This window comes from Pseudomonas sp. BF-RE-22 (genome assembly GCF_019956155.1).
In the GTDB taxonomy this organism is placed as follows: domain Bacteria; phylum Pseudomonadota; class Gammaproteobacteria; order Pseudomonadales; family Pseudomonadaceae; genus Aquipseudomonas; species Aquipseudomonas migulae.
On sequence record NZ_JAHBDD010000007.1, the window covers coordinates 89768 to 116320 of the forward strand.

General features: G+C 60.0%; 25 protein-coding genes. 6 read left to right on the forward strand and 19 right to left on the reverse strand.

The genetic code is table 11. The annotated features are described in order from the left end of the window. Positions 1-11: 11 nt before the first annotated feature. Positions 12-551 carry a peptide deformylase gene (def, locus tag KGA82_RS05045; RefSeq protein WP_008032999.1) on the reverse strand — a complete coding sequence of 180 codons (540 nt, stop codon included), beginning with the start codon at positions 549-551 and terminating at the stop codon, positions 12-14. Then, positions 548-1510: a YihY/virulence factor BrkB family protein gene (locus KGA82_RS05050; protein ID WP_008032998.1), complete on the reverse strand. Its 963-nt coding sequence runs from the start codon at positions 1508-1510 to the stop codon at positions 548-550. The genes def and KGA82_RS05050 overlap by 4 nt, the downstream gene beginning before the upstream one ends. Positions 1511-1745: 235 nt before the next feature. On the opposite strand from KGA82_RS05050, the gene KGA82_RS05055 reads away from it, so the two are divergent. Then, positions 1746-2123, forward strand: a complete 378-nt coding sequence (locus tag KGA82_RS05055; protein ID WP_008032995.1) for a hypothetical protein — start codon at positions 1746-1748, stop codon at positions 2121-2123. 176 nt (positions 2124-2299) lie between these two features. Here the strand turns inward: KGA82_RS05055 and fadD1 are convergent, their stop codons facing one another. After that, positions 2300-4000: a long-chain-fatty-acid--CoA ligase FadD1 gene (gene fadD1 / locus KGA82_RS05060; protein ID WP_008038583.1), complete on the reverse strand. Its 1701-nt coding sequence runs from the start codon at positions 3998-4000 to the stop codon at positions 2300-2302. Between the two features lie 369 nt (positions 4001-4369). Next, complete coding sequence (fadD2, locus tag KGA82_RS05065) at positions 4370-6058, reverse strand: long-chain-fatty-acid--CoA ligase FadD2 (RefSeq protein ID WP_008032992.1); 1689 nt, start codon at positions 6056-6058, stop codon at positions 4370-4372. A gap of 215 nt (positions 6059-6273) precedes the next feature. Here fadD2 and KGA82_RS05070 point away from each other — a divergent pair, with 215 nt between their 5' ends. Together KGA82_RS05070 and KGA82_RS05075 are read left to right on the forward strand one after the other, a co-directional pair. Then, positions 6274-7218, forward strand: a complete 945-nt coding sequence (locus KGA82_RS05070) for an alpha/beta hydrolase (RefSeq protein WP_008032991.1) — start codon at positions 6274-6276, stop codon at positions 7216-7218. Between the two features lie 40 nt (positions 7219-7258). After that, complete coding sequence (locus KGA82_RS05075; RefSeq protein ID WP_008032990.1) at positions 7259-7729, forward strand: MaoC family dehydratase; 471 nt, start codon at positions 7259-7261, stop codon at positions 7727-7729. 121 nt (positions 7730-7850) lie between these two features. Here the strand turns inward: KGA82_RS05075 and KGA82_RS05080 are convergent, their stop codons facing one another. From KGA82_RS05080 to KGA82_RS05095, 4 genes are all read right to left on the reverse strand, one after another. Then, entirely contained in the window at positions 7851-8711 is an 861-nt protein-coding gene (locus KGA82_RS05080; RefSeq protein WP_223449763.1) for an HlyD family secretion protein, read from the reverse strand. A 10-nt stretch (positions 8712-8721) separates the two neighbouring features. Further along, the gene (locus KGA82_RS05085) at positions 8722-8928 is read right to left on the reverse strand and encodes a DUF1656 domain-containing protein (protein ID WP_223449764.1); all 207 of its coding nucleotides are present in this window, start codon (positions 8926-8928) and stop codon (positions 8722-8724) included. Beyond that, positions 8915-10903 carry an FUSC family protein gene (locus KGA82_RS05090; RefSeq protein WP_223449765.1) on the reverse strand — a complete coding sequence of 663 codons (1989 nt, stop codon included), beginning with the start codon at positions 10901-10903 and terminating at the stop codon, positions 8915-8917. The genes KGA82_RS05085 and KGA82_RS05090 overlap by 14 nt, the downstream gene beginning before the upstream one ends. A 157-nt stretch (positions 10904-11060) precedes the next feature. Next, positions 11061-11528, reverse strand: coding sequence for a ferritin-like domain-containing protein (locus KGA82_RS05095; protein ID WP_223449766.1), 468 nt, complete (start codon positions 11526-11528; stop codon positions 11061-11063). A 204-nt stretch (positions 11529-11732) separates the two neighbouring features. Between KGA82_RS05095 and KGA82_RS05100 the strand changes: the two genes are divergently transcribed. Both KGA82_RS05100 and KGA82_RS05105 read left to right on the forward strand, forming a co-directional pair. Beyond that, a complete protein-coding gene (locus KGA82_RS05100) occupies positions 11733-11969 on the forward strand; it encodes a DUF3820 family protein (RefSeq protein ID WP_003213031.1) in 237 nt (78 codons plus the stop codon). Positions 11970-11978: 9 nt separating this feature from the next. After that, complete coding sequence (locus tag KGA82_RS05105; RefSeq protein ID WP_223449767.1) at positions 11979-13160, forward strand: aminotransferase class V-fold PLP-dependent enzyme; 1182 nt, start codon at positions 11979-11981, stop codon at positions 13158-13160. 2 nt (positions 13161-13162) lie between these two features. Here the strand turns inward: KGA82_RS05105 and KGA82_RS05110 are convergent, their stop codons facing one another. From KGA82_RS05110 to zwf, 4 genes are all read right to left on the reverse strand, one after another. Then, positions 13163-13888, reverse strand: coding sequence for an intradiol ring-cleavage dioxygenase (locus KGA82_RS05110; RefSeq protein ID WP_192417067.1), 726 nt, complete (start codon positions 13886-13888; stop codon positions 13163-13165). Between the two features lie 265 nt (positions 13889-14153). Next, entirely contained in the window at positions 14154-14819 is a 666-nt protein-coding gene (locus KGA82_RS05115) for a bifunctional 4-hydroxy-2-oxoglutarate aldolase/2-dehydro-3-deoxy-phosphogluconate aldolase (protein WP_008032978.1), read from the reverse strand. A 17-nt stretch (positions 14820-14836) separates the two neighbouring features. Next, positions 14837-15550, reverse strand: a complete 714-nt coding sequence (gene pgl, locus KGA82_RS05120) for a 6-phosphogluconolactonase (protein WP_008038595.1) — start codon at positions 15548-15550, stop codon at positions 14837-14839. Next, positions 15537-17006: a glucose-6-phosphate dehydrogenase gene (gene zwf / locus KGA82_RS05125; protein ID WP_008032976.1), complete on the reverse strand. Its 1470-nt coding sequence runs from the start codon at positions 17004-17006 to the stop codon at positions 15537-15539. Before zwf ends, pgl begins: the two co-directional genes overlap by 14 nt. 242 nt (positions 17007-17248) lie before the next feature. On the opposite strand from zwf, the gene KGA82_RS05130 reads away from it, so the two are divergent. Continuing rightward, the gene (locus KGA82_RS05130) at positions 17249-18109 is read left to right on the forward strand and encodes a MurR/RpiR family transcriptional regulator (protein ID WP_177318169.1); all 861 of its coding nucleotides are present in this window, start codon (positions 17249-17251) and stop codon (positions 18107-18109) included. Positions 18110-18234: 125 nt separating this feature from the next. Here KGA82_RS05130 and KGA82_RS05135 read toward each other — a convergent pair whose 3' ends face one another. From KGA82_RS05135 to KGA82_RS05165, 7 genes are all read right to left on the reverse strand, one after another. Then, a complete protein-coding gene (locus KGA82_RS05135) occupies positions 18235-19089 on the reverse strand; it encodes a D-hexose-6-phosphate mutarotase (RefSeq protein ID WP_223449768.1) in 855 nt (284 codons plus the stop codon). Positions 19090-19204: 115 nt separating this feature from the next. Next, on the reverse strand, positions 19205-20551 hold the full coding sequence (locus tag KGA82_RS05140) for a carbohydrate porin (protein WP_008032973.1): 1347 nt from the start codon (positions 20549-20551) through the stop codon (positions 19205-19207). Positions 20552-20724: 173 nt separating this feature from the next. Then, positions 20725-21885, reverse strand: coding sequence for an ABC transporter ATP-binding protein (locus KGA82_RS05145; protein ID WP_223434882.1), 1161 nt, complete (start codon positions 21883-21885; stop codon positions 20725-20727). 4 nt (positions 21886-21889) lie between these two features. Then, positions 21890-22735, reverse strand: a complete 846-nt coding sequence (locus KGA82_RS05150) for a carbohydrate ABC transporter permease (protein WP_008032971.1) — start codon at positions 22733-22735, stop codon at positions 21890-21892. Further along, positions 22728-23636 carry a carbohydrate ABC transporter permease gene (locus tag KGA82_RS05155; protein WP_008032969.1) on the reverse strand — a complete coding sequence of 303 codons (909 nt, stop codon included), beginning with the start codon at positions 23634-23636 and terminating at the stop codon, positions 22728-22730. Before KGA82_RS05155 ends, KGA82_RS05150 begins: the two co-directional genes overlap by 8 nt. A 171-nt stretch (positions 23637-23807) precedes the next feature. Beyond that, positions 23808-25115 (reverse strand): ABC transporter substrate-binding protein, encoded by a 1308-nt coding sequence (locus KGA82_RS05160; RefSeq protein ID WP_008032967.1) that lies wholly within the window; start codon positions 25113-25115, stop codon positions 23808-23810. 117 nt (positions 25116-25232) lie between these two features. Beyond that, positions 25233-26492: an AGE family epimerase/isomerase gene (locus KGA82_RS05165; RefSeq protein WP_223449769.1), complete on the reverse strand. Its 1260-nt coding sequence runs from the start codon at positions 26490-26492 to the stop codon at positions 25233-25235. Positions 26493-26553 lie beyond the last annotated feature (61 nt).

The window sequence follows — 26553 nt, forward strand, 5'->3', positions numbered from 1 at the left end:
TTGGGGTGGCTTTAGTCGTCGGCGTTGGGATCTAGATCCGGAAACATCACTTCGGTGAACCCGAATTTGCTGAAGTCGGTAATCCGCGACGGGTACAACCGCCCGATCAGGTGATCACATTCGTGCTGCACCACACGGGCGTGAAACCCTGAAGCGATGCGCACGATCGGCTCGCCTTTCGGGTCAAAACCTTCATAGCGAATTTGCTGGTACCGACTCACCGCGCCGCGTAATCCGGGCACCGACAGACAACCTTCAAACCCCTCTTCCATCACCGGGCTCAACGGCGTGATCAGCGGATTGATCAGGATCGTCTGCGGCACCGCTTCAGCGTCCGGATAACGCTCGCTGTGCTCGAAGCCGAAGATCACCAGTTGCAGGTCAACGCCGATCTGCGGCGCGGCCAGGCCCACCCCGCCGACGCTTTCCATGGTCTGGAACATGTCGTCGATCAGTTGCCACAGCTCCGGGCTGTCGAACATCTCGGCGGGGACCGGCGGCGCAATGCGCAGCAGGCGCTCGTCGCCCATTTTCAGGATTTCACGGATCATTTGATGACTTCGTCAGTGGGTGGTTTCACCGAGTGATCCCGGCCCAGTCCGGAAACGTGATGTTTCTCTTCGTGGACAGGACCGTGCTCGCCGGGGACCTTTTCGCCAGGGTCCTTGCCTTCGGTCGACATGTGTTCGATCACCGCATTCATTTCCGCGCCGAGCAACAGCACCGCCGCGGAAATGTAGAAGTACAGCAACAGCACGATGATCGCGCCGATACTGCCATACATGGCGTTGTAGTTGGCGAAGGTCTTGACGTAAAACGCAAAGCCCAACGACGCGATGATCCACACCACCACCGCCAGCACCGAGCCTGGGGTGATGAAACGAAACTCCTGTTTGACGTCGGGCATGACGTAATAGATCAGCGCCACGGCAATCATCATCAGGATCACGATGACCGGCCAGCGAGCGATGGTCCAGACCGTGACAATAAAGTCTTCAAGGCCGACCTGCGCGGCGATCCAGCCCATCACTTGCGGCCCGAGCACCATCAGCGCGGCGGCAATCAGCAACATCCCGGCAATGCCGATCGTGTAGAAAACCGACAGCGGAAAACGCTTCCAGAACGGCCGGCCTTCGACCACGTCATACGCAGCGTTCATCGCGCTCATCATCAGTCGCACGCCGGCCGAGGCCGTATACAGCGCGATGACGATACCGACCGAGAGCAAGCCGCCCTTGGATTGCTGGAGCTGGTCGATCACCGGGTTCACCTGCTCCAGCGCCTGGGGCGGCAGGACCAGTTCCGATTGCAGGCGCAGCCAGGAAAAAAAGTCCGGCAGGTGCAGGAAACCGATCAGGGCAATCAGGAAAAGAATGAAGGGAAACAACGAAAACAGCATTTGATAGGCCAACGCCGAGGCATAGGTCGACATCTCGTCGGCGACGAACTCGGTGACCGTGCGCACCATCACGCGATGGAGGGGCACACCTTTCATGTCCGGGAAAATCATTAGCGTCTCCTTTCGCCGCAATGGGGTTGAAGTCGTGGCGACTCAGGGGCCGTTTTCTACATCAAAGTAGCCTACTTGGCGACTTTGAAACAATTTCCGTGTGCAAGTTCAGACTGACACAAAAACGACATTTCATCGTTCCGTGCAGGTTGGGCTTTATGTTTGCCGACCAACCCCCGAGAATGCGCAACGTATTCAGGCCACGGCCCTGAAGATCCAATCCCGTAGGAATGTTATGAAACTCGATAAAAAGCAGGCCATTGCCCGCAGAAACCAGGAACTCGGCGGTGCTGTGCTTGGCGTCAACAACTGCCATTTCGCCGAATTGAACCGTAACCGCAACATCTGGTGGTTCGATCTCCCGGTGGCGCGCCTGGCCATTGGTCAGTACGAATGGATTCACCTGCTGATGCACACGCCGGACACCGACGAACTGCTGCACCTGAAAGTGCCGACGGTGTTCCTGCGCGAGAAACTCGAAGGGCTGGTGGTGCGCAACCAGGGCAAGCGCAAGGCTGCGCTGAGCCTGGAACTGAGTGCGGACAAGGATTCGTACCTGCAGGACATGCGCCCGGCGGGCACCAACGTCAATTTCGCGCCGTTCCGCCAATAACCCAAAAGAAAATCAAAAGCTTCGCGAGCAGGCTCGCTCCCACAGTTGATCGCATTCATCCTGATAGAACGCGGACAAAAATGTGGGAGCGAGCCTGCTCGCGATGGCAATCGATCAGACAACGAACCTTTCAAGTCAGCCAACAAAAAGCCCCGCATCTGCGGGGCTTTTGTTTGTTACGCGCCTACTTTCTTCGCGTTGATCTTCTTCAGCTCTTCATCACGCAATTCCCGACGCAGGATCTTGCCAACGTTGGTCGTCGGCAGCGCATCGCGGAACTCGACGGCTTTCGGCACTTTGTAGCCGGTGACGTTCGCACGCATGTGCTCCATCACTTGCTCTTTGGTGAGGGTCACGCCCGGTTTGGCGACGATGAAAATCTTGATCGCCTCGCCCGACTTCTCGTCCGGCACGCCGATGGCCGCGCATTGCAGCACGCCCGGCAGGGTCGCGAGCACGTCTTCGAGCTCATTCGGGTACACGTTGAAACCGGACACCAGGATCATGTCTTTCTTGCGATCGACAATGCGCATGTAGCCGTCAGGCTGGATCAGCGCGATGTCACCGGTCTTCAACCAGCCTTCGCTGTCGAGCATTTCGTCGGTGGCTTCCTGACGCTGCCAGTAGCCCTTCATCACCTGCGGACCTTTCACGCACAGTTCGCCGATTTCGCCCAACGGTTGTTCAACGCCGGCATCGTCGATGACTTTGCACAGGGTCGACGGCACCGGAATGCCGATGGTGCCGATCTGGATATTCTGGATCGGGTTCACGGTGGCCACCGGGCTGGTTTCGGTCATGCCGTAACCTTCGCAGATGGCGCAACCGGTGACCGCTTTCCAGCGTTCGGCCGCGGCCAGTTGCAGGGCCATGCCGCCCGACAGGGTGACTTTCAGCGCCGAGAAATCCAGCTTGCGGAAGCCTTCGTTGTTGCACAGGGCCACGAACAGCGTGTTCAGACCGACGAAGCCGCTGAACTTCCACTTCGACAGTTCCTTGACCATCGCCGTCAGGTCGCGCGGGTTGCTGATCAGGATGTTGTGGTTGCCGATCAGCATCATCGCCATGCAATGAAAGGTGAAGGCATAGATGTGGTACAGCGGCAGCGGCGTGATCAGGATCTCGCAACCTTCATTCAGGTTGGAACCCATCAGCGCCTTGCACTGCAACATGTTGGCGACGAGGTTGCGATGGGTCAGCATCGCGCCCTTGGCCACGCCGGTGGTGCCGCCGGTGTATTGCAGCACTGCCACGTCGCTGCTGGCCGGGTTGGCTTCAGCCACTGGCTGGCCATGGCCCTTGCTCAACACGTCGTTGAACTTGATGGCTTTGGGCAAGTGATACGCCGGGACCATCTTCTTCACGTACTTGATGACGCTGTTGATCAGCAGGCGCTTGAGCGGCGGCAGCAGGTCGGCGACTTCGGTGACGATGACGTGCTTGACGCCGGTTTTCGGCACGACGGCCTCGGCCAGATGCGCCATGTTGGCCAGGCAGACCAGGGCTTTGGCACCGGAGTCGTTGAACTGGTGTTCCATTTCCCGCGCGGTGTACAGCGGGTTGGTGTTGACCACGATCAGCCCGGCGCGAATGGCACCGAACACAGCGACCGGGTACTGCAAGACGTTGGGCAGCTGCACGGCGATTCGATCGCCCGGCTGCAAGTCGGTATGCTGTTGCAGGTAAGCGGCAAAGGCACCGGACAATTCGTACAGTTCACCGTAGGTGATTGTCTTGCCCAGGTTACTGAATGCCGGCTTGTCGGCGAAGCGTTGGCAGGACTGTTTCAACACTGCCTGAATATTCGGATACTCGTCCGGATTGATGTCGGCAGCAATCCCGGCAGGGTACTTATCCTTCCAGAAGTCTTCGATCATGGAAGCCCACTCCTCAGCAACGCGAATTCAAATACCGCATTTGATGCGATTATTATTGGTGTTTGATTATTGGTGAGTCTGGGCTTTTTACAGAGGCCGAGAGGTCACAAAGCGCGCCGAGAGTAGCAGCTTTGCCAAGGGCCGACTAGAGCCAAAAGCGGCCTCTACAGTCACATTAGTGACTCAAGAATGACAAGCGGTCATTTTAGAGCAAAAAACCTATATGTCGCTGAAAGCCCCGAAAATCGGGGCCTCCGCCTTAAAAGCTTCGCGGGCAAGCCTCGCTCCTACAGGTTTTGTGTCGTTCAACACTGACCTTGTAGGAGCGAGGCTTGCCCGCGAACTGTGCGAAGCGCGGCCATTTATCGGTTACGCGATATCCCGCAACTCCCGCCGCAGAATCTTGCCCACCGGCGTCATCGGCAACGACTCACGCAACACGATGTGCTTGGGCACTTTGTACGCGGTGAAGTTTTCCTTGCAGTAAGCCTTCAACTCTTCAAGGCTGACCCCCGACTCACGCGCCACCACAAACAACTTCACCGCCTCGCCCGAACGTTCGTCCGGCACACCGATGACGGCGCAGTTGGCGACTTTCGGGTGAGCCATCACCACATCTTCGATCTCGTTCGGGTACACGTTGAAACCCGAGACGATGATCATGTCTTTCTTGCGATCGACGATGCGTACAAAACCGTCCGGGTCGATCACAGCAATGTCGCCGGACTTGAACCAGCCTTCGGCATCCAGCACTTCGGCGGTGGCTTCGGGTTTCTGCCAGTAGCCCTTCATGATCTGCGGGCCCTTGATGCACAGTTCGCCGCGCTCGCCCAACGGTTGCTCGACGCCCTCGTCGTTGATGACTTTCAGCGTGGTGCCCGGCACCGGCAGGCCGACCGTGCCGATCCGCGATTTGTCGCCGTACGGGTTGGTGCACGCCACCGGCGAGGTTTCGGTCAGGCCGTAACCTTCGGTGATGCGGCAACCGGTCAGTTGCTCCCAGCGCTCGGCGGTGGCCTTGACCAGCGCAGTGCCGCCGGAGTTGGTGAGCTTGAGGCTGGAGAAATCCAGGGTCTTGAAGTCCGGGTGGTCCATCAACGCGACGAACAGCGTGTTGAGCCCCAGCAACGCCGAGAACCGCCAGTTTTTCAGTTCCTTGATGAAGCCCTTGATGTCTCGTGGGTTGGTGATCAGCACGTTGTGGTTGCCGGTCACCATCATGCACATGCAGTTCGCCGTGAATGCATAGATGTGGTACAGCGGCAGCGGCGCGATCATCACTTCCTGCCCCTCGCGCAACAACGGCTGACCGTCAGCGCCGAACTGGCCGAGGCAGGCGCGTGCCTGCTGCATGTTCGCCACCAGGTTGCCGTGGGTCAGCATCGCGCCCTTGGCCAGCCCGGTGGTACCGCCGGTGTATTGCAGCACGGCGATATCGTTGAGGCCGGCGTTCAACGGCTTGATGCCCAGGCCCCGGCCCAGACGCAGCGCGCTCCTGAAGGAGATCGCCTGCGGCAAGGCGTAGTCCGGGACCATTTTCTTGACCTTGCTGACCAGCGTGTTGACCAGCCAGCCCTTGGCGGCAGGCATCAGGTCGCCCATCTTCGCTTCGATCAGGTACTGGATGTCGGTGTCGGCCAGCACTTCCTGGACCTTCTGCCCGAATACGTTCAGGTAAACCAGTGCCCGGGCACCGGAATCCTTGAACTGATGACGCATTTCCCGCGCGGTGTACAGCGGGTTGGTGTTAACCACGATCAGCCCGGCGCGCAACGCACCGAACACGGCAATCGGGTAATGCAGGACGTTGGGCATCTGCACCGCGATGCGATCGCCGGGCTCCAGGTCGGTGTGGGCTTGCAGGTAACCGGCGAACGCGGCGCTGTAGCGTTCCAGTTCGGCGTAGGTCAGGGTGACGCCCATGTTGCTGAAGGCCGGGCGGTCAGCAAATTTTTTGCAGGAACGCTCGAACACCTCGATCACCGACTTGTAAGCCCCTTGTTCGATGTCCAGGGGTACGCCGGCCGGGCGTTTGTCATTCCAGAAATCAGGTTGCATTGTTCTTGTCCTCTTTACCTGAACCTATCCGGGGCCGCTTTTGTGTCACCTTTGAAAAAGCGGAGCTTCACGGACACTAGCAGCTATGGCGAATCAGGCAAATATGCCAACAACCGTCATTGACCGTGTGAATCTCGGTGCCGTGGTGCGGCCTGATCAGACGGCAAGCGCAGGATGCGCTATACAATGGGCCGAGCCCATGCAAAGGAATCGCCATGATCCACGACACCTTCTGGCTGACCGCGAGTGACCGCAGCCGCCTCTTCGTCAACCAGTGGCTGCCCGCAGCGCCGTTGAAAGCGGTGATCCTGCTGGCCCACGGCATGGCCGAACACAGCGGTCGCTATGCGCGCCTGGCAGAAAAGTGCTGCGCACAGGACTACGGTGTGTACGCACCGGACCTGCGTGGACATGGCAAAACTGCCGAAAACGGGACACTCGGTCATTTCGCCGACGACGATGGCTGGTGCAAGGTGGTCGGCGACCTCGCCAGCCTCAATCAGCACATTGGCCAGCATCATCCCGGCGTGCCGATCGTGCTGCTCGGCCACAGCATGGGCAGCTACATCGCCCAGGCTTATCTGCTGCATCACAGCGCCAGCCTGCACGGCGCGGTGCTCAGCGGTTCGAACTTCCAGCCCGTGGCGCTTTATCGTGCGGCGCGGCAGATTGCCCGCCTGGAACGACTGCGCCAAGGGCCGAAGGGCCGCAGCGCGCTGATCGAATGGCTGTCGTTCGGCTCGTTCAACAAGGCCTTCAAACCGGCCCGCACCCGGTTCGACTGGCTTAGCCGCGACCCGGCGGAGGTCGACCTGTACGCCAACGACCCGCTCTGCGGCTTTCGCTGCACCAACCAACTGTGGATCGATTTGCTCGGCGGCTTGCAGCAAATCAGCAAAGCGTCCAATCTCGCTCAGATCGATCCGGGCCTGCCGTTGCTGGTGATTGGCGGTGAATGTGATCCGGTGAGCGAAGGCAAGCGTCTGAAAGATCTGGCCGATGCGCTACGCGCCGCTGGCAGCCAGAGCCTGCAACTGACGATTTACCCGCAGGCACGGCACGAACTGTTCAACGAGAGCAACCGCGATGAGGTGACGGCCGATGTGCTGGGCTGGATCGCACAAGCCCTGAGCCACCGCCGCCCGCCCCGATCCGAATAGTTTTTTGTGGTTTTTTTATTTGTCACAGGAATTGAAACAGATGACCCAGGTTACCAACACCCCGTACGAAGCCCTCGAAGTCGGCCAGACCGCCAGCTACAGCAAGACGGTCGAAGAGCGTGACATTCAGCTGTTCGCCGCCATGTCGGGTGACCACAACCCGGTGCATCTGGACGCCGAATTCGCCGCCGGCACCATGTTCAAGGAACGCATCGCGCACGGCATGTTCAGTGGCGCGTTGATCAGTGCTGCGGTTGCCTGCGAGTTGCCTGGGCCGGGGACTATTTATATCGGTCAGCAGATGAGCTTTCAGAAGCCGGTGAAGCTTGGCGACACGCTGACGGTGCGCCTGGAGATTCTGGAGAAGTTGCCGAAATTCCGTGTGCGCATTGCCACCCGCGTGTTCAACCAGCGCGATGAGTTGGTGGTGGATGGCGAGGCGGAGATTCTGGCGCCGCGTAAGCAGCAGACCGTGACGTTGACTAGTCTGCCGGCGATCAGCATCGGCTGAGTCCGGCGCTCAACTGTAGGAGCCGGCTTGCTGGCGATGCGTACGCCTCGGTATCTCAGGGAAACCGCGTTGATCCCATCGCCAGCAAGCCGGCTCCTACAGTGGCTGCGATCTTTTGATCTTATGGTCCTTCCTGCACCTGCACACTCGCCGTCATCCCCGAACTCAAATTGATCCCCTCGGGCACCTTGTCCAGTTTGATTCGCACCGGAATCCGCTGCGCCAGTCTCACCCAGTTGAATGTCGGCTCCACCTCCGCCAACAACTGTCCATCCGGTGTGGTGTTGCGATCGGTAATCCCGCGACTGATGCTTTCCACCTGCCCTTCCAGCGCCTCGCCCGCGCTCATCAACCAGACCTTCACCGGATCGCCGACGCGAATCCGCGGCAGTTTGGTTTCTTCGAAATACGCCTGCACATAAAACGTTGAATCATCGATCAACGCCATCACCGGTTGCCCGGCATTCACGTAATTGCCCTGGGCCAGACGCAGGTTGGTGATGTGGCCGCTGCGGGGTGCGTGGACCTGACTGCGGGCAAGATTGAGTTCGGCGACCTTGGCTTCGGCCTGGGCTTCACGCAGTTCGCCACGAGCGATGCCGGCGTTGATTTGCGCATTTTCGCGCAGCTCGGCACTGATCGCTTGCGGCCCGAGGCTGGCGCGACGGCTGGCTTCGCGCTCGCGCAGGTTGAGTTGCTGTTGACGGGTTTGCACCACCGCTTGCGCCTTCTCCAGCGCCGCTTCGAAACGGTCGCGGTCAATGCTCAACAACAGATCGCCGGCCTTCACCGGCTGGTTGTCGAAGGCCTTGAGTTCACGCACCCAGCCCGACACATCCGGGGCGATGACCACCACGTCGGCGCGAATCCGCGCGTCTCGGGTCCACGGCGTGAGCATGTAGTACTGCCACAAATGGAAACCGGCAAAAATCGCCACCGCCACCAGGCACAGGGTTACCGCGACACGCACGGGTGTACGCATGTTCAACTCCTTATAAAGGTCCGAGGACGACGGTGATCAGGGTCAATGCACAGACGTACAAGGCGCAATCGAATAACGCTTCGTGCCAGATCCAGCGACCGGCCGGGGTCAGGCGCAGCAGCAGGCGCAAGCCCCCGGTGACCAGCAGCGCCAGCACCACATAAATCAGAAACGGGCTGAGCAGCACGCCGCCCACCGACCATTCACGCAAGCCCATGGCTTTGCTCCTGTTGATGGCACCAGGCGCGCCAGCTGTTCTGCAATTGCAGCACCGCGCCCTGGGCCAGTTTCACCGGGTCGCTGGGTGGCAACGCGTACAAGGTTTTCAGGAATTCTTCGCTGGGTTGTTCCAGCGCATCCGCGCAGTGGCCGGCCGGGCCTTGTTCGAGGATGTTTTCCAGTTGTTCGAGATAACGCCGCTGCGCGGCATTGACCGGTGCTTGCGCCGCCGCCAGGCTCAAGCGCAAATGCAGCAGCTCGTCGCCGATGTCGAGACCGAGCAAGCCGTCGTCCCAGCGGCTGCGCGCCGGTTCCGGCAGCTCCGGGTAGTGCCGCGCCAGTTGCAGCAAGCGGTCGGCCATGCGTCCGCCGAACCAGCTTTCGGCACCGCGCAGATTGCGCCGGGTCAGGCGTACCAGGTCGTCGAGGGTCGCCGCCAGCAAACGCCGACCGTGCCACGTCGGGTTGCGCAGGATCAGCAAGTGGAAGGCCAGCACCGCCGCACCGACGCCCACCACCATGGCTTGAGCGCTGTTGAAGAACATCGCGACATCAAACTTCATCGCGTTGAGCGGTGATACCAGCACGATGAAATGCAGACAGAACGACGTGGCCGTGGCGCCGATCTGCGGCCTGGCCATGCCCAGCGCACCGAAAAACAACGGCACGCCCATGCCCATGCAGAGCAGCGCAAAACCACTCCATTGCGGCAGCAGAATCTGCCCGACGAAAAACGCCGCCGGGATCGCCAGAAAAATCCCGCGCATGAAACTCATGCCGATTTGCGCGCCGTTTTCGCGACTGGCGAACAGGCTGCACACCACACACGTCAGCACCAATGCGCCCGAAGCGGCGGGCCATGCAGTGGCCAGCCAGAAACACGACACCACCAGAAATGCCAAGGCACTGCGCGCGCCGAACACCAGCGCCAACGACAGGTCGCGATGCGGTGTCAGGGTACGCGGCGGGTCGACGGTTTCCTTGCCCTCCTCCACCGCCGTCAATGCCGCGCTCGCCGCCATCGCGGTATCCATCAGCAAGGTGAAACGGACCAGACAATAACTCTGCGCAGAGCTGATCTGCGGGTCATGGCTGGCGTCGAGCAAGCGCGGGCGCAAGGTTTGCAACATTGCGGTGTCCGGGCTGGCGAGCGCTTGCTGAACCTCGGTCATCCACGGCATCAATTGCTCGGCTTCCTGCGGTTCAAGCTGCTTCCACTGCCGGCGCACCGAGCGTGCGATGCGCAGCAACATCAACAGTTTCTGGCTCAATCCGCTGATGGCCCGCGCACGTTGCCGGCCCAGCCCGCCTTCGAACCAGGCATGTTCGCGCTGGGCATCCACCGCGACGATGCGACCGAGGATTTCCAGCAGCCCCTTGCGCGCCTGACCGTCGCCGGCCAGGGTTGCGCGTGCGGCGTTCATCCCACTCTGCCACGCCGTTCGCGCCTGATCCGCCAGTTGCCGTTCGACGCGCATCGGCCATAGCAGCGCGCTGGCGGCGGTGGCGCAGAGAATGCCCAGACAGATTTCCGTGCAGCGCGCCACGGCTTGGTCGAACACCGTCAGCGGGTGGCTGATGGCGGGTAATGCGATGATCGCCACCGTGTAACCGGCCAGCACAAACGAATAGGACCAGGCACTGCGCAGCAGCGTCGAGCTCGCCGTACACAACCCGAGCCACAACGCCAATGCCAGCAAAAACAGCCACGGCGTCTGGGCGAACAGGCCCATGAACACCACCGACATGAACGTCCCGATCAGCGTCCCCAGCAGCCGCGCCAAACCCTTTTGCACCACCATCCCGGACAACGGTTGAGCGACGATGAACGCTGTCATCAACGCCCAGGCCGGTTGCTCCAGGCCCCAGCGCAACGCCAGCCACAATGCCAGGCCGCCACCGAGTAACGTCTTGATCGCGAACTGCAAGGCGCGGCGGTCAGGCGCGAATAAAGCCTGCAAAGTGATAGGCACGTAAAGCACTCTTGAAAGGACGATTTAACGATAGTCGGGTTCATCGAAGTGACCGGCAAATCAAATTATTAGCTGGCTATCTATCAGGCGTCCAGCGCTAAAACCCAGGCACAAAAAAACGCCAGGCTGGCTGGCGTTTTTGACAGGCTTTACGCGCTTACGAGCGTGCGCGAGCCTGGTTGCGCAGGGCTTTCACCTGATCGTGATTGCGTTGCACGCCGTGATACTGACGTTCAACCAGGTCACGAATGCCCACCAGGTTGTGTTTGTTGATTTTCTCGATGGCTGCTCGGTAAGCCTTCAGTGCATGGTCTTCACCGCGTTCGGCTTCGTTCAGAACGGCTTCTTCATCCTTGCCGGTGAATACTGATTTCACGTCGACCCAGCGGCGGTGCAGGTCACCACTGACGCTGGTGGAAGTTTCCGGATCGCCGCCCATCGAACGCACCGCAGCCTGCAGTTCGGAAGCCGCAGTGGCGCAGTCGGTCGAGCGAGTGATGAACAGTGTTTTCAGTTCTGGATGCTTGATGTCTTCAGCGCAAGTCTTGAACCCTTCCTGACCGTCTTTGCTGGTTTCAATCAGGTCGTTGAGTACAGAGATCGCTTCTTTATTAATGTCGGTCATTTTTCAATTCCTTGCGGGTTGATGAAAGATGCAATAGGTATTGCACCCTGCATGCCAGCCTTGAACTGATAATTTATTTGTTAATTTTCAACAACTTAGTTTTAAAGAGAAAATCTGTATCCGTTTTTTTTGCATGATCTGTCAATTGGCCTGCATGCAGAATGCCTGTATTTTCCAAGGCTGTTGAATCAAGACGATCGATTGATGAACCCTGAAAAACTCGAACTGCTGATTACCCGCGAAATGCCCTTCGGCAAATACAAGGGCCGCATCATTGCCGACCTGCCCGGCCCCTACCTGAACTGGTTTGCCCGGGAAGGTTTCCCCCATGGCGAACTGGGTGGGCTGTTGGCCCTGATGCAGGAGATCGATCACAACGGCTTGTCGGAACTGCTTGAACCGCTGCGCGCCAAACACGGCAAACCCGCCCCTCGCCACTGAGCCGTCCCCATGCCCGATAACACCCGCCGTGCCCGTGATGAAATGTTCTGGCAAACCTTTGCCGACCGCTATGCCGTCGAACCCGGCCCGATCAACCTCGAGAACGGTTACTTCGGCCGCATGTCGCGCACGGTGATCGAGGAATACCAGCGCAACATCGAACTCATCAACCGCGGCAACTCGGTGCATGTGCGCCAGCGTTTCGAACAGGGCGAAAACCTGGCGATAGTGAAACGTCTCGCCGACCTGATGGGCGTAACAAGCGAATCCGTCGCCTTCACCCGCAACGCCTCGGACGGCTTGCAATCGCTGATCCGCAATTACAATCGCCTGCAACCCGGTGACCAGGTGCTGATCTGCGACCTGGAATACGACACGGTCAAAGGCGCCATGCGTTGGCTGGCCCGGCATCGCGGCGTGGAAGTGATCGAGATCGAGCACGCCCACCCCGCCAGTTTCGACAGCCTGCTGGCGACTTACCGCGACGCCTTCGTGCGTTACCCAAAGCTCAAATTGATGGCCCTGACTCACGTCACTCACCGCACCGGCCTGGTGATGCCGGTGCAGGCGATTGCGGCCGCCGCCAGGGAACACGGGATCGACGTGATCCTCGACGGCGCCCATGCGCTCGGCCAGATCGAGTTCAGCCTCGATGACCTCGGCATCGCGTTCGCCGGTTTCAACCTGCACAAATGGATCGGTGCGCCGCTGACCCTGGGCTTCATCTACATCGCCCCGGAGCGCCTTGCCGATATCGACCCGGACATGGGCGAGATGCATTTCCCGATCACCGACATTCGCGCCCGTACGCCGTACAGCACCCCCAACATCCCGGCGTTACTGACCCTGCCACTGGTGTTCGAAGAACATCGGGCGATGGGCGGTTCCGCCGCCAAGGGCGCCCGGCTCAATTACCTGCGCAACCGCTGGGTCAGCGCCGTACGTGACTTGCCGGGCATCGACGTCATGACCCCGGACGATCCGCGACTGTATTGCGGCATCACGTCGATGCGCTTTACCCGGCATGCCGACCAACAAGCAATGGCCGGGCGGCTGCTCAAGGACTTCAACCTGTTTACCGTGGTGCGCAGCGGTGCAGCGAGTGGCCCGTGTATCCGCATCACGCCGGGGCTGACCACCACTGCAGCAGACATGGATGCGCTGAGCGAGGCACTGAACGAGCTGCGCTGACGTCACACGGTGTACTTGTCGAAGTCCTCCGGCTTGAGCTGTGATGAAATCGCGAACGTGTCGATGCCAATGGTCATCTGCCCGAAAAAACCGTCTTCTTTCGAATCTCGACCGAGGGTGTGAACGTTCAGGGTCGAGGCTTCGCCACCCATGCTGGTGTAGAAATAGTCTTCGTCGTTGGTCAGCGCGGTGACGGTTCGGCCGCTGTATTCCCTGGCATTGAGCACCGAGCGCGAGGCCACTTCGGGGAAGTACAGTTGGCCGACCCAGGCAACGTGGCGCTCTTCGAGATAGTTGTTGCCGGCGGTCACGCGAATCGCGACGTGTATGTGCAGCGCGCGACCGGCATAGAACCCCGGATAGATCGTGGTGAAACGCACGATGCCCTTCTGGTCGGTGAATTGCCCGCCGCGCAGATACGTGTCGTCGTCGGTACGCGGGATCGCGCCGATATCGCCGACATCGACTTCCTTGTCCGGGTTGACCTTGCTCCACCCCGAATAGGCACCGCGGGCATTGCAATGCCAGATATCGACGATGGCCCCGTTGACGGGCTCACGGGTCATTGCATCGATGATCGTCAACCGTAGCACCAGCGGAATACCGTCCAGGCCTTCGCTGATGTTTCGCCTGATCAGTTTCGGGTTGCGAAAATACGGACCGGCGATCTGTTCGGGTGACAGCAGGTAAGCCGGTTGTGCGGATGTCACTGAGGTGTTGTCGTCCATGACGTTCTCTCTTCCATAAGATGAACGCAGGTTAACGCGGGACCGGCGGCGAGATGCGGTAACTATGTATCGCATGATGTCCTTGTAGGAGCGAGGCTTGCCCGCGAAGGCGTCGATACAGTCAGCATCGGATGTGACTGGACTGACGCCTTCGCAAGCAAGCTTTGCTCCTACAGGGGCTTTCTTTGGGCAAAAAAAAACGGTGCACCGACCAAGCGCACCGTAAAGCCGTAGAACACACAACGAAGTGTTGGGTAAAAGCAGGTCAGTCCAGCAGCGCCAAGGCCTCGGCGGTGCATTCCTGAATGCGGGCCCAGTCGCCGTTCTTGATCCACTCCGGATCAAGCATCCAGCTACCGCCCACGCACATCACGTTTTTCAACGCCATGTAGCTCTTGATGTTGGCCGGGCCGACGCCGCCAGTCGGGCAGAATTTCACTTCGCCAAACGGGCCGCCCAAGGCTTTGATTGCCGCAACGCCGCCGCTGACTTCCGCCGGGAACAGCTTGAAGCGGCGATAGCCCAGACCGTAGCCTTCCATGATGCCCGAGGCGTTGCTGATCCCTGGCAGCAGTGGAATCGGGCTGGCGACACTGGCTTCGAGCAGGTCACGGGTGATGCCCGGTGTCACGATGAATTGCGAACCGGCGGCTTCGGCAGCGGCCAGCATCTGGCGATCGAGCACGGTACCGGCACCGGTCACCAGTTCCGGACGCTGCTCGCGCAGGATCTGGATGGCCTTGAGGCCGAACTGCGAACGCAGGGTCACTTCCAGGGCTGTAAGACCACCGGCAGCCAGGGCGTCGGCCAATGGCAGCACGTCCTGTTCGCGAGCGATGGTGATCACCGGCAGAATCCGCGCCTTGGCGCAGAGGCTGTCGATCAGGGCAACTTTGTCCGCCATGGAAACGGTCGGGGATGGGGTTGTCATAGCGGCTGTTCCTTGGCTCATGGGCACCAGTAAATCTCTAACGTGGGTTGCAGAAACGCGCGGATCGGCATTTCGGCGACATCGTCACCGGCCAGCGCGAAACTCAGGGTGGTCAGCTTGGACTGACCGGAAATCGACAGAATCTTGTGTTTGGCCGAGGCCAGCAGCGCACGACTCATGGTCAGGCGCTGATGCGGCACGGTTGGCGCCAGCATCGGGTAGCAACGACGCTTGCCGTCGGTTTTCAAGGCATCGGCCAGGTTCGGGCTGTTCGGGAACAGCGACGCGGTGTGGCCGTCATCGCCCATGCCCAGCACCAACACGTCAATCGTCGGCAGCTCGGCGAGCAGGCGATCAGCCTGTTCGGCCGCTTGCTCCAGGTTCGCGGTGGCGCTGTACAGGCTCAGGAACTGAGCCTTGGCCGCCGGGCCTTGCAACAGGTAACGCTTGAGCAGACCGGCATTGCTGTCGGCATGTTCAACCGGCACCCAGCGCTCGTCTGCCAGGCTGACCACCACGTTCGACCAGTCCAGCGTCTGCTTGGCCAGGTGCTGAAAGAACGCCACCGGACTGCGCCCGCCGGACACCACCAGCGTGGCCGTGCCTCGAGCATCGATCGCCTCGCTCAGCTGCCTGGCCACCTGCAGTGCCAGGCCTTCGGCCAGCAGCACCGGGCTTTTGAACGCATGGGCGCTGACACCCTGCGGCAATTGCAAATTAGATATCGCCATACCACGACCTCCCGTCCCGCGTGATCAGAGCAATGGAGCTCATTGGTCCCCAGGACCCGGCCGCGTACGGCTTGGGCGCATCACCGGATTTTTTCCACCCGGCGATCAACTGGTCACACCACTTCCACGCGGCTTCGATTTCATCTTTACGGACAAACAGGTTCTGATTGCCACGCATCACTTCCAGCAACAACCGCTCGTAGGCATCGGGGATCCGTGCGCTGCGCCAGGTGTCGGAAAAATTCAGCTGCAACGGACCGCTGCGCAGCTGCATGCCCTTGTCCAGGCCTTGTTCTTTGGTCATCACACGCAAGGAAATGCCTTCGTCCGGTTGCAGGCGGATAATCAGCTTGTTGCTGATCTGCAGGCGCTGCTCCGGGGCGAAGATGTAGTGCGACGGTTCCTTGAAGTGGATGACGATCTGCGACAGCTTTTGCGGCATGCGCTTGCCGGTACGCAGGTAGAACGGCACGCCGGCCCAACGCCAGTTGCGGATGTCGGCACGCAGGGCGACGAAGGTTTCGGTGTCGCTCTGGGTGTTGGAATTCGGTTCTTCCAGGTAGCCAGGAACTGATTTGCCTTCGCTGTAACCGGCGATGTACTGGCCGCGCACCACTTGCGTGGTCAGGCCTTCCGGGCTGATCGGCGCCAGCGCCTTGAGCACTTTGACTTTCTCGTCACGGATGCTGTCGGCGGACAGGTCGGCCGGCGGGTCCATGGCGATCAGGCAGAGCAGTTGCAGCAGGTGATTCTGGATCATGTCCCGCAGCTGACCGGCCTTGTCGAAGTAGCCCCAGCGGCCTTCGATCCCGACCTTCTCGGCCACGGTGATTTCCACGTGGGAAATGTAATTCTGGTTCCACTGGGTTTCGAACAGGCTGTTGGCGAAACGCAGGGCGATGAGGTTTTGAACGGTCTCTTTGCCCAGGTAGTGGTCGATGCGGTAGGTGCGGTTCTCCGGGAAGAACTGCGCCACGGCGTCGTTGACCTTGCGCGAGGATTCGAGGTCCGAACCGATAGGCTTTTCCAGCACTACGCGGGTGTTCTCGGCCAGACCGACCTTCGCCAGGTTCTCGCAGATCGCGCCGTAAACGGCGGCCGGCGTGGCGAAATAGGCAATCACCCGCTGGGCGCTGCCGGCCAGTTCGGCCAGGGCGAGGTAATCGTCAGCCTTGAGGAAATCGACGTGCAGGTAGCTCAAACGAGACAGGAAGCGCTCGACCACCGCCTCGTCCAGCTCTTTGGCCCCGACGTAGCGGCGCAGCTCGGACGCGATGAACGCCAGATGCTCCTGTTCGCTACCGGGCTCACGGGCCAGCGCGATGATGCGCGTGTCCTCATGCAGCAGGCCTGCGCCATCGAGTTGATAGAGGGCAGGAAACAGCTTGCGCAGGGCCAGATCGCCAAGCGCGCCGAACAAGGCAAAGGTGCACGGTTCAACCGTAATCGAAGGCATGATGTTTGTTCTTTTATCAAGTTAAGCTACAAATACCTTTTTTCAAGGCATCGCTCAAGAGAAAATGTAGTAATAACCACAACATTTTCGCAAAATACAGATTCCGAGTGGTGGTCGGTTGGTGCCATCAGTAGGATAGGCCACCGCTTGGGGCCCTATCAAAGGCCCAATTTGCATAGCAACACCCTTATTTGCATCGCAGTGCACTCTTGTAGGCGCACCAAGGAAATCATATGGACCGCGTGCGAAATTTACTGGAACAGATCCAGAATCGCCTTGAAGACCTGAACAAGGCTGAACGCAAAGTCGCCGAGGTGATCCTGCTCAACCCACAGCAGGCCACCCGGTTCAGCATCGCCGCCCTCGCCCAGGCCTCCAAGGTCAGCGAGCCGACGGTCAACCGTTTCTGCCGTTCGTTCGGCGTCAGCGGCTACCCGGAACTCAAGCTTCAGCTCGCCCAGAGCCTGGCCAGTGGCGCGGCGTATGTCAGCCGTGCGGTCGAGGCCGACGACAATCCGGAAGCCTATACCAAGAAGATTTTCGGCAGCGCCATCGCGTCGCTGGACAGTGCCTTGCAGGCGCTGGACCCGAACCTGATCAGCCGCGCCGTCGACTTGCTGATCCAGGCCCGGCAGATCCACTTCTTCGGCCTCGGCGCCTCAGCCCCGGTGGCGCTGGATGCGCAGCACAAATTCTTCCGCTTCAACCTGGCCGTCACCGCCCATGCGGACGTGCTGATGCAGCGCATGATTGCCTCGGTGGCCCACACCGGCGAGTTGTTCGTGATCATTTCCTACACCGGTCGCACCCGCGAGCTGGTGGAAGTGGCGCGTATCGCCCGGGAAAACGGTGCATCAGTGCTCGGCTTGACCGCTGAAGGTTCGCCGCTGGCCAAGGCCAGCACCTTGAGCCTGAACATCCCGCTGCCGGAAGACACCGACATCTACATGCCGATGACTTCGCGGATCATTCAGCTCACCGTGCTGGACGTGCTGGCGACCGGCATGACGTTGCGCCGTGGCGTGGATTTCCAGCCGCATTTGCGCAAGATCAAAGAAAGTTTGAATGCGAGCCGGTATCCGATTGGGGATGAGTTTAATTAATCCGGAATCTCTCGTGCCTGCTCGGGCCTCTTCGCGGGCAAGCCTCGCTCCTACAGGTTCAGGGTGACCTGTAGGAGCGAGGCTTGCCCGCGAAGAGGCCCGCCGATCCACCGCAACCCCCTGAACTAAACCCCGACCCGTGCCTGCAAACTCAAATGCGCCTTCTGCCCCGGCGCCAGGCTCAGGCTATCGGTCCCGCCGCTCGCCGCTTCCACACACACAAACTCGGAAATCTCGTTCCAGCTCACGCCCAATAGCGGACGCGCCCCCGGGTGCCAGACCACCGTGTCCGCATCATCCCCGGTATCGATGCACAACTGCCGCTGCCAGGCGTGGTCCTTGAGCTGCAATTCGCCGTCATGCTGGAACACCCGCTGACAGCCACCCTCTACCCGCAACTCGCCTTCCTGCTGACAAACCTGGCGGTTCAACTGGTCGTAACCTTGCGCCCCGTCGAGCCCAGACAGCGCTATCTCACCGACATCACCAATACGCCAATAGGCGTGCAATGCCTGGCTCAATTGGCACGGCAGGCTGTCCTGATGCTCGGTGCTCAGGCGCAACTCCATGCGCTCACCAAGGTGGGCATGCAGGTCCACTTGCCAGTCGCACAACTGCAATTGCCAGTGCAGGCGCACGCCGTCATCGTCATGACGGCTGTCGAGCAGCTTCCAGTCCAGCAAGCGCGCCCAGCCATGGGACGGCCAGGCGTTTTCGCTCGGATGGCGGCCATACCACGGCCAGCACACCGGCACGCCGCCGCGAATCGCACCGACATGCGGCCACTTCGCCGCGCACCAGAGCCAGGGCTTCTGGCCCTTGGGCTGAAAGTGCAGCAACTGCGCGCCCTGACGACTGAACACCGCCTGACACAGCGGGTGATCGATCACCAGAACGTCGCGCATCTGATAGCGCTCCCACGCAAACACTGGACGTTCGCGCAAGGATTTGAAGAAGCGTTGTAGCGGATGCTCATGCATGTGCCACGGTCCTGAAAATCAGCTGTCACCGGGGTGTGCCGCCCCCCAAAAAAAAGCGGACAGCCTGGGCTGTCCGCAAAAATGCGCACATAGAGAGGAGCTTATCGCAACAGCGTTAGAACACCGACTGAATTTTCAGGCCGGCGACCAGCGCGTTATCGACTTCATCCACACCGCCCGGGTGAGTGATGTATTGCAGGTTAGGACGCACGGTCAGCCAGTTGGTAACGTGGAAGCCGTAGTTGATCTCGTAGTTGTATTCGGTGGTACGCAGTGGCGAGAACCGTGGATCGTTGTAGTCCGTGACATTGTTGGCGGCGTTGACCAGCTCGGCGTTTTTCTTCACGTCATCGTTGACATGGATACGCGCGAAACCGATACCGACGTCATCTTTCGGACGAGCATCGAACGGGCCTTTGTACACAAACATCAACGACTGGTAGTTGTCGACGAAGTTGGTGTCCTTGTCGTGGAACGTGGCGTTGGCCGAAACGGTCAGGCCGCGGCTCTTGTCACCGTTGTGGTCGGTCAGCTGTTGCTGCGCCACGAACCAGTAGCCGGACTTGCTGCTGTGGCTGCGGTAAGCGTTGCCGCTGGTGGCAGCATCAGCACCGTTGTCGTCTTCACGAACGTCATCGGCATCGGCCGTGCTTTTGTAGTAACCGACACGGTATTCGCCCGGCAGGTTGTTAGGGTTAGGCAACCAGACCAGCTCCACCGGCAAAACGGTGCCCTCTGTACCACTGCCGCTGAGCTTGAAGCCGTTACCGTGCTCCAGTTGAGTCGGGTTCTGGTTGTACGCGCCGATCTGCGCATAGAACTCAGGCGAGATGTTGTACTTCACGCGGATCGCGGCCTGGCTGATCGGCCAGTTGTACCAGATGTTGGTCGCCCAGTTACCCACTTGGGAACCGCAGAACGCCAGGTTCTGGAACTCGCAAGGGAAGGTGTTGAAGTCTTCGCCTTCGCCGAAGTAACCGGCCTTGACGTCCAGTTTGCCGTCGAGGAACTGGTGCTTGATCCACAACTGGGTCAGACGGACCATATGGCCGCGACCGTAGACTTCCTGGGAGGAACTCAAGGTGCCGGCACGCGGGTCGCCGACACGGTCATTGGAGATGTTCTCGCCGTTACGGTTGGTCAGCTGGATCTTCGCCTGGGTGTTATCCCAGCCCCACAGTTTTTGCAGGTCCAGCGCCACGCCCAAGCCAAACTGGTCGGCATAACGCGCTGTCTTGTCGTCGTTGAATCCGCCGTGAAGGTTGCTGCCCACTTCACCGACGTAGTCCATCTTGATGTCGATGCCTTGCTCGATCAGCTTGGTCCGCTCACCACCCCAATCACCGGTCATCCATTCGGAATCGGCGCTGAACGCGTCAGCCGCGTGCACACTACCGGCCAACATCATTGCCGCAATTGCCGACAACTGGCAGATAAGCTGAGCGTTGTTGTTCTTCTTCATCCCTACATCCTCGTTTTATTGTTATTAACTGTTTTTATCTAACGCGGTTACATCGGTTGCGATGCGCGACAGGCCGCCCACCGCATATCCCCCCTGTAGGAGCCAGGCTTGCCGGCGAAGGCGTCACTGAAATCGCTTTCGCCGGCAAGCCTGGCTCCTACAGTTTTTGATCTTCAGCGGTTTTTGAACTGGGTGACGTTGGCGCTGTGAACTTCGGTTTTTGGCAGACCGGCCACCCCCAGGCGCTCCCCGGTCTTGGCATCGAACAGCAGCACTTTCGATGGATCGAATTGCAGGGTCAGGGTCTCGCCCACGGCCGGCGCAACGTCCGGTGCCAGGCGGCAGCAGACTTTGGTTTCATTCAGATTGACGAACACCAGCGTGTCCGGACCGGTCGGTTCAGTGACCTGCACTTCGGCGCGAATGGTCGGCAAACCATTGGCCTCGCTGCCCGCCAGCACGATCTGCTCAGGGCGCATGCCGAGGATCACTTCGCGATCTTCCAGACCGGCGTCCTGCATGCCCAACGGCAATTCGCAGCGCGCCTGACCGCTGTCGAGCAGCGCCAACAGACGACCGTCCTTGCGCTGCAAACGCAGGGGGATGAAGTTCATCGGCGGCGAACCGATGAAGCTCGCCACGAACAGATTGGCCGGGTTGTTGTAGATGTCTTTCGGCGTGCCGAACTGCTGAATGATCCCGTCCTTCATCACCGCCACTTTGTCGCCCAGCGTCATCGCTTCGATCTGGTCGTGGGTCACGTAGACCGTGGTGGTTTTCAGGCGCTGGTGCATCAGTTTCATTTCGGTGCGCATCTCGACGCGCAGCTTGGCGTCGAGGTTGGACAGCGGTTCGTCGAACAGGTAAATCTTCGGCCGCCGCGCCAGGGCGCGGCCCATCGCCACACGCTGTTGCTGACCGCCGGAGAGCTGGCCAGGCTTGCGGCTCAGCAGGTGTTCGATCTGCAACAGCTTGGAGACGCGAGCGACTTCTTCATCGATTTCGGCGGCGGGCATTTTGCGAATCTTCAGGCCGAAAGCGATGTTGTCGCGCACGCTCATGGTCGGGTACAGCGCGTAGGACTGGAACACCATGGCGATGTCGCGATCCTTCGGGCTCATGCCGCTGATGTCGGCGTCATCCACCAGGATCGCGCCGCCGCTGATGGTTTCCAGGCCGGCGATGCAGTTCATCAGCGTGGATTTACCGCAGCCCGACGGGCCGACCAGGATCAGGAATTCCCCGTCATCGATCTTCAGTTCGATGTTCTTCAGGGTGTCCGGCAAACCGGCGCCGTAGGTCTTGTTGACGTTGCGTAATTCGAGAGTTGCCATGTTTCTACCCCTTGACCGCGCCGGACGTCAGCCCACGCAGGAAATACTTGCCAGCGAATATGTAGACCAGCAGTGTCGGCAGCCCGGCGATCATCGCGGCGGCCATATCAACGTTGTATTCCTTGGCCCCGGTGCTGGTGTTGACCAGGTTGTTCAGGGCCACGGTAATTGGCTGGGCATCGCCACTGGCGAAGACCACGCCGAACAGGAAGTCATTCCAGATCTGGGTGAACTGCCAGATCAGGCAGACCATCACGATCGGGATCGACATCGGCAGCAGGATCTTCCAGAAAATCGTGAAGAAGCCTGCGCCGTCCAGGCGTGCAGCCTTGACCAGCGCATCCGGGATGCTCACGTAGTAGTTACGGAAGAACAGCGTGGTGAACGCCAGGCCGTAGACCACGTGCACCAGCACCAGACCGGTGGTGGTGTTGGCCAGGCCGAACTTGCCGAGGGTGAACGAGGCCGGCAGCAGCACGGTCTGGAATGGCAGGAAGCAGCCGAACAGCAACAGGCCGAAGAACAACTGCGAGCCACGGAAGCGCCACATCGACAGCACGTAGCCGTTCATGGCACCGATGAAGGTCGAGATAAAAACCGCCGGCACGGTGATTTTCACCGAGTTCCAGAAGTACCCGCCGACCACGTCCCAGGCCTTGATCCAGCCGATGCCGTCAATGACGGTCGGCCAGCTCAGCAGGTTGCCGGTACGAATGTCTTCCGGGGATTTGAAGCTGGTCAGCAGCATCACGATCAGCGGAATCAGGTACACCGCAGCGGCCAGCAGAAGCGTGGCGTAGATCGCGATGCGGCTGAAACTCAGCGTCGGTTTTCCGAGTTGATTAGTCATGGCGTTTGCCTCGCAGCTCGGAGTACAGGTACGGCACGAGGATGGTCAGCACGGCACCGAGCATCAGCATGGCGCTGGCCGAACCGATGCCCATCTGGCCACGGCTGAAGGTGAAGGAATACATGAACATCGCCGGCAGGTCGGACGAGTAGCCGGGACCGCCCGCCGTCATCGCCGCCACCAGGTCGAAGCTCTTGATCGCGATGTGCGCGAGGATCATGAAGGCGCTGAAAAACACCGGGCGCAGGCTCGGCAGGACGATCTTCAAATAGATGGTCGGCAGGCTCGCACCGTCGACTTGCGCGGCACGGATGATCGATTGATCGACACCGCGCAGACCGGCCAGGAACATCGCCATCACAAACCCGGAGGCTTGCCACACGGCAGCGATCACCAGGCAGTACACCACGCGATCCTGATCCACCAGCCAGTCGAGACGGAAGCCTTCCCAGCCCCAGTCACGCAGCATCTTGTCCAGGCCCAGGCCAGGGTTGAGCAGCCATTTCCAGGCGGTACCGGTGACGATCATCGACAGCGCCATCGGGTACAGGTAAACGGTGCGAATGAAGCCTTCCTTGCGAATGCGCTGGTCCAGCAGCACCGCGAGAAACACGCCCAATACCAGGCTGATGCCGATGAACATGCCGCCGAAGAGCGCGAGGTTCTTGCTCGCGACCCACCAGCGATCGTTGTCCATCAAGCGCATGTATTGCTGCAGGCCGACCCATTTGTAGCTCGGCATGAAGCTGGAATTGGTGAAGGACAGTATGAATGTCCAAATGATGTAACCGTAGAAACCAACCAACACGATGAGCATGCTTGGCGCGAGTACCAACTTGGGTAACCAGCGTTGCAGCGCATCGAACGGTGAGGCTTTGCTGAAAACCGCCACAGAGCTCATCGGGATAATCCATTGGAGAAGTGAGTATCTGTAGGAGCGAGGCTTGCCCGCGAAGGCGGCGTAACTGTCGACAACTGTGTTGAATGTCAGACTGCTTTCGCGGGCAAGCCTCGCTCCTACAAGGGGAACGGTCCCAGAAAATTGCCGCAGGCGAGCCTGCGGCCTCAGGGATTACTGGGCGGCTTTGACAGCCGATGCCAGTTGGGCGCTGGCCTTGGCCGGGTCAGCGTCCTTGTCGTTCATGAAGTTGGTGACCACGTCGAAGATCGCGCCTTGCACGGCCAGGGAAGTGGCCATGTTGTGCGCCATGCTTGGTTGCAGGCCGCCGGTTTTCTCGTCCGCCAGGAAGTCCTTGGCGGCGGTTTGAGCGCAGGCGTCGAAACCGAGCTTGTCCATCTCGTTCAGCATGTCGGTACGGACCGGGATCGAGCCTTTGTTGATGCTGAAGACTTTCTGGAAGTCGGTCCCCAGGGCGACCTTGGCCAGGTCTTGCTGGGCGGCGATGTCACCCTTGCGATCAGCTTTCAACTTGAATACAGCCATCGAGTCGATGTTGTAGGTGAAGGCTTTTTCGGTGCCCGGGAACGGCACGCACTGGTAGTCCTTGCCGGCGACTTTCTTCGCCGCAGTCCATTCGCTTTTCGCCCAGTCGCCCATCATCTGCATACCGGCCTTGCCGTTGATGACCTCGGCGGCAGCGATGTTCCAGTCACGACCGGCGCGGTTCGGGTCCATGTAGCCGGTGAGTTTTTTCAGCTCGGTGAACGACTTGGTCATTTCCGGCCCGGACAGGGTTTTCTGATCCAGGTCTACCAACGCTTTTTTGTAACCGTCGGCGCCCATGACCGAGAGCACCACGTCTTCAAACACGGTGCTGTCCTGCCAAGGCTGACCACCGTGGGCGAGCGCGATGAAGCCGGCGGCTTTGAGCTTGTCGCCGGCGGCGTAGAATTCTTCGAGGGTGGTCGGGGCTTTGTCGATCCCGGCTTTCTTGAACACTTCCGGGTTGATCCACAGCCAGTTCACACGGTGAATGTTCACCGGAACGGCCACGTAGTCGCCTTCGTATTTGACGGTGTCGGAGACTTTCTTGATCAGCAGGTTATCCCAGCCTTCGGACTTGGAAACGTCTTTCAGGGTGTCGGTGCTGAGCAGGCCAGTGCTGCCCCACTCCTGGATGTCCGGACCCTTGATCTGGGCAACGCCCGGCGGGTTACCGGCGACTGCGCGGCTTTTCAGTACGGTCATGGCCGTGGAACCGCCACCACCGGCGACTGCGCCGTCCTTCCAGGTGAAGCCGTCTTTTTCGACTTGAGCCTTGAGGACATCGACCGCTGCTTTTTCACCACCCGACGTCCACCAGTGAACAACTTCCACCGAACCTTTGGAATCGGCGGCAAGGCCACTGAGAGGAAATGCACTGAGGGGAAGCAGCGACGCGAGAGAAATGACAGTAGCGAGGCGAGAAATCGCATTCATCTAGTAGTACCTTTCTTGTTGTTATGCATGCAAGTCTGGTGCTTGCGCTGCATAGGATTTTAAACAGGAGTCATCCCCTCGCAGGTAACGAAGGGACGCGTGAATGTCACCGCATGGTTACATAGAACCGCTCTGGGACAGACTCGCCAAGGCACTGGCCATGCTCGGCGCCAGCGGCAGGCGCGGAATCAACACGGCTTGCCAGGCGTGATAGAGATCGGGTTTGCCGGCCCAGATATCGGCGCTCGGACGGTTCTGCGGATCGAGCTCGTGATACCAACTGCCCTCGCAGTGGTCGATGAAATGACTGTCACAAAATTCCCAGAACAGTCGGTACCAGGTTTCATATTGCTCATCGCCCGTGCGTTTAAGCAGCGCGCTGGCGGCGGCGCTGGCTTCGCAATGGGTCCAGTGCAAACGATGGCGAACCACCGCGCGATTATCCCAATCGAGGGTGTAGACAATCCCGGGCAGCCCGTCGACATCCCAGCCGTGGCGGCAGTTGTGCTCGAAGAGTTTTTGCGCGTCGGTGGCGAGCCAACCGGGCGTCAGCATCCCGGCCTGTACTCGCGCAGCTTCGAGGTGCAGCAACAGCCGGGCCCATTCGAAGCCGTGGCCCGGCGTGGTGCCGTAAGGACGGAAACCGTCGGCCGGGTTGTCGTGGTTGTAGTCGCGCAACGGCTGCCAGTCGCGGTCGAAATGTTCGACCACCAGGTAATCGTTGGCGGCGGCGTGACCATGAATCACGCGCTCGACGATCCGTTGCGCGCGGCACAACCAGCGATTGTCTTGCGTGACATCGGCCAGCGCGAGGAAGGCTTCGGTGGCGTGCATGTTGCTGTTGGCGCCGCGATAACTTTCCTCTTCACGCCAGTCGCGATTGAAGGATTCGCGCATTGCGCCCTCCTCCTCACTCCAGAAATACGTGTCGATGATGTTAATCGCGTCATCGAGCAAGGCCTGTGCGCCGGGACGCCGCGCCACCACGGCGGAACTGGCGGCCAGGGCAACGAAAGCGTGCAGGTAAGCGGCCTTGCCGGTGTTGTCGTCAAGGGGATGCGCGGTGGCGAACCAGCCGCCATGCTCGGCATCGCGCAACGGCCCGCGAAGGGCATTGATGCCGTGATCCACCAGCTCGGCGAAACCCGGCAGGCCCTGGATGTGCGCCATGGCGAAGCTGTGGGTCATGCGCGCGGTGTTCATGGTTTCGGCATGGGCGTTGGTCGGGAGACAGCCCTTTTCGTCGAGATTGCCGAAGCCCTCGGGGAGCTTCGAAGCCTTGGCGAATGCCAGCAGGCGCAGGCCTTCGGCGGCGAGCCATTGCTGATGGGCCGGTGCGTTCAGCCAACTGCTGAAGGCGGGTTGGAAGGTGTCCATGGGGTGCCTTTTTTGTTGTTATGACTGCGGGCAGTCTAAACAACGGGCGGTGGCGGGCTTG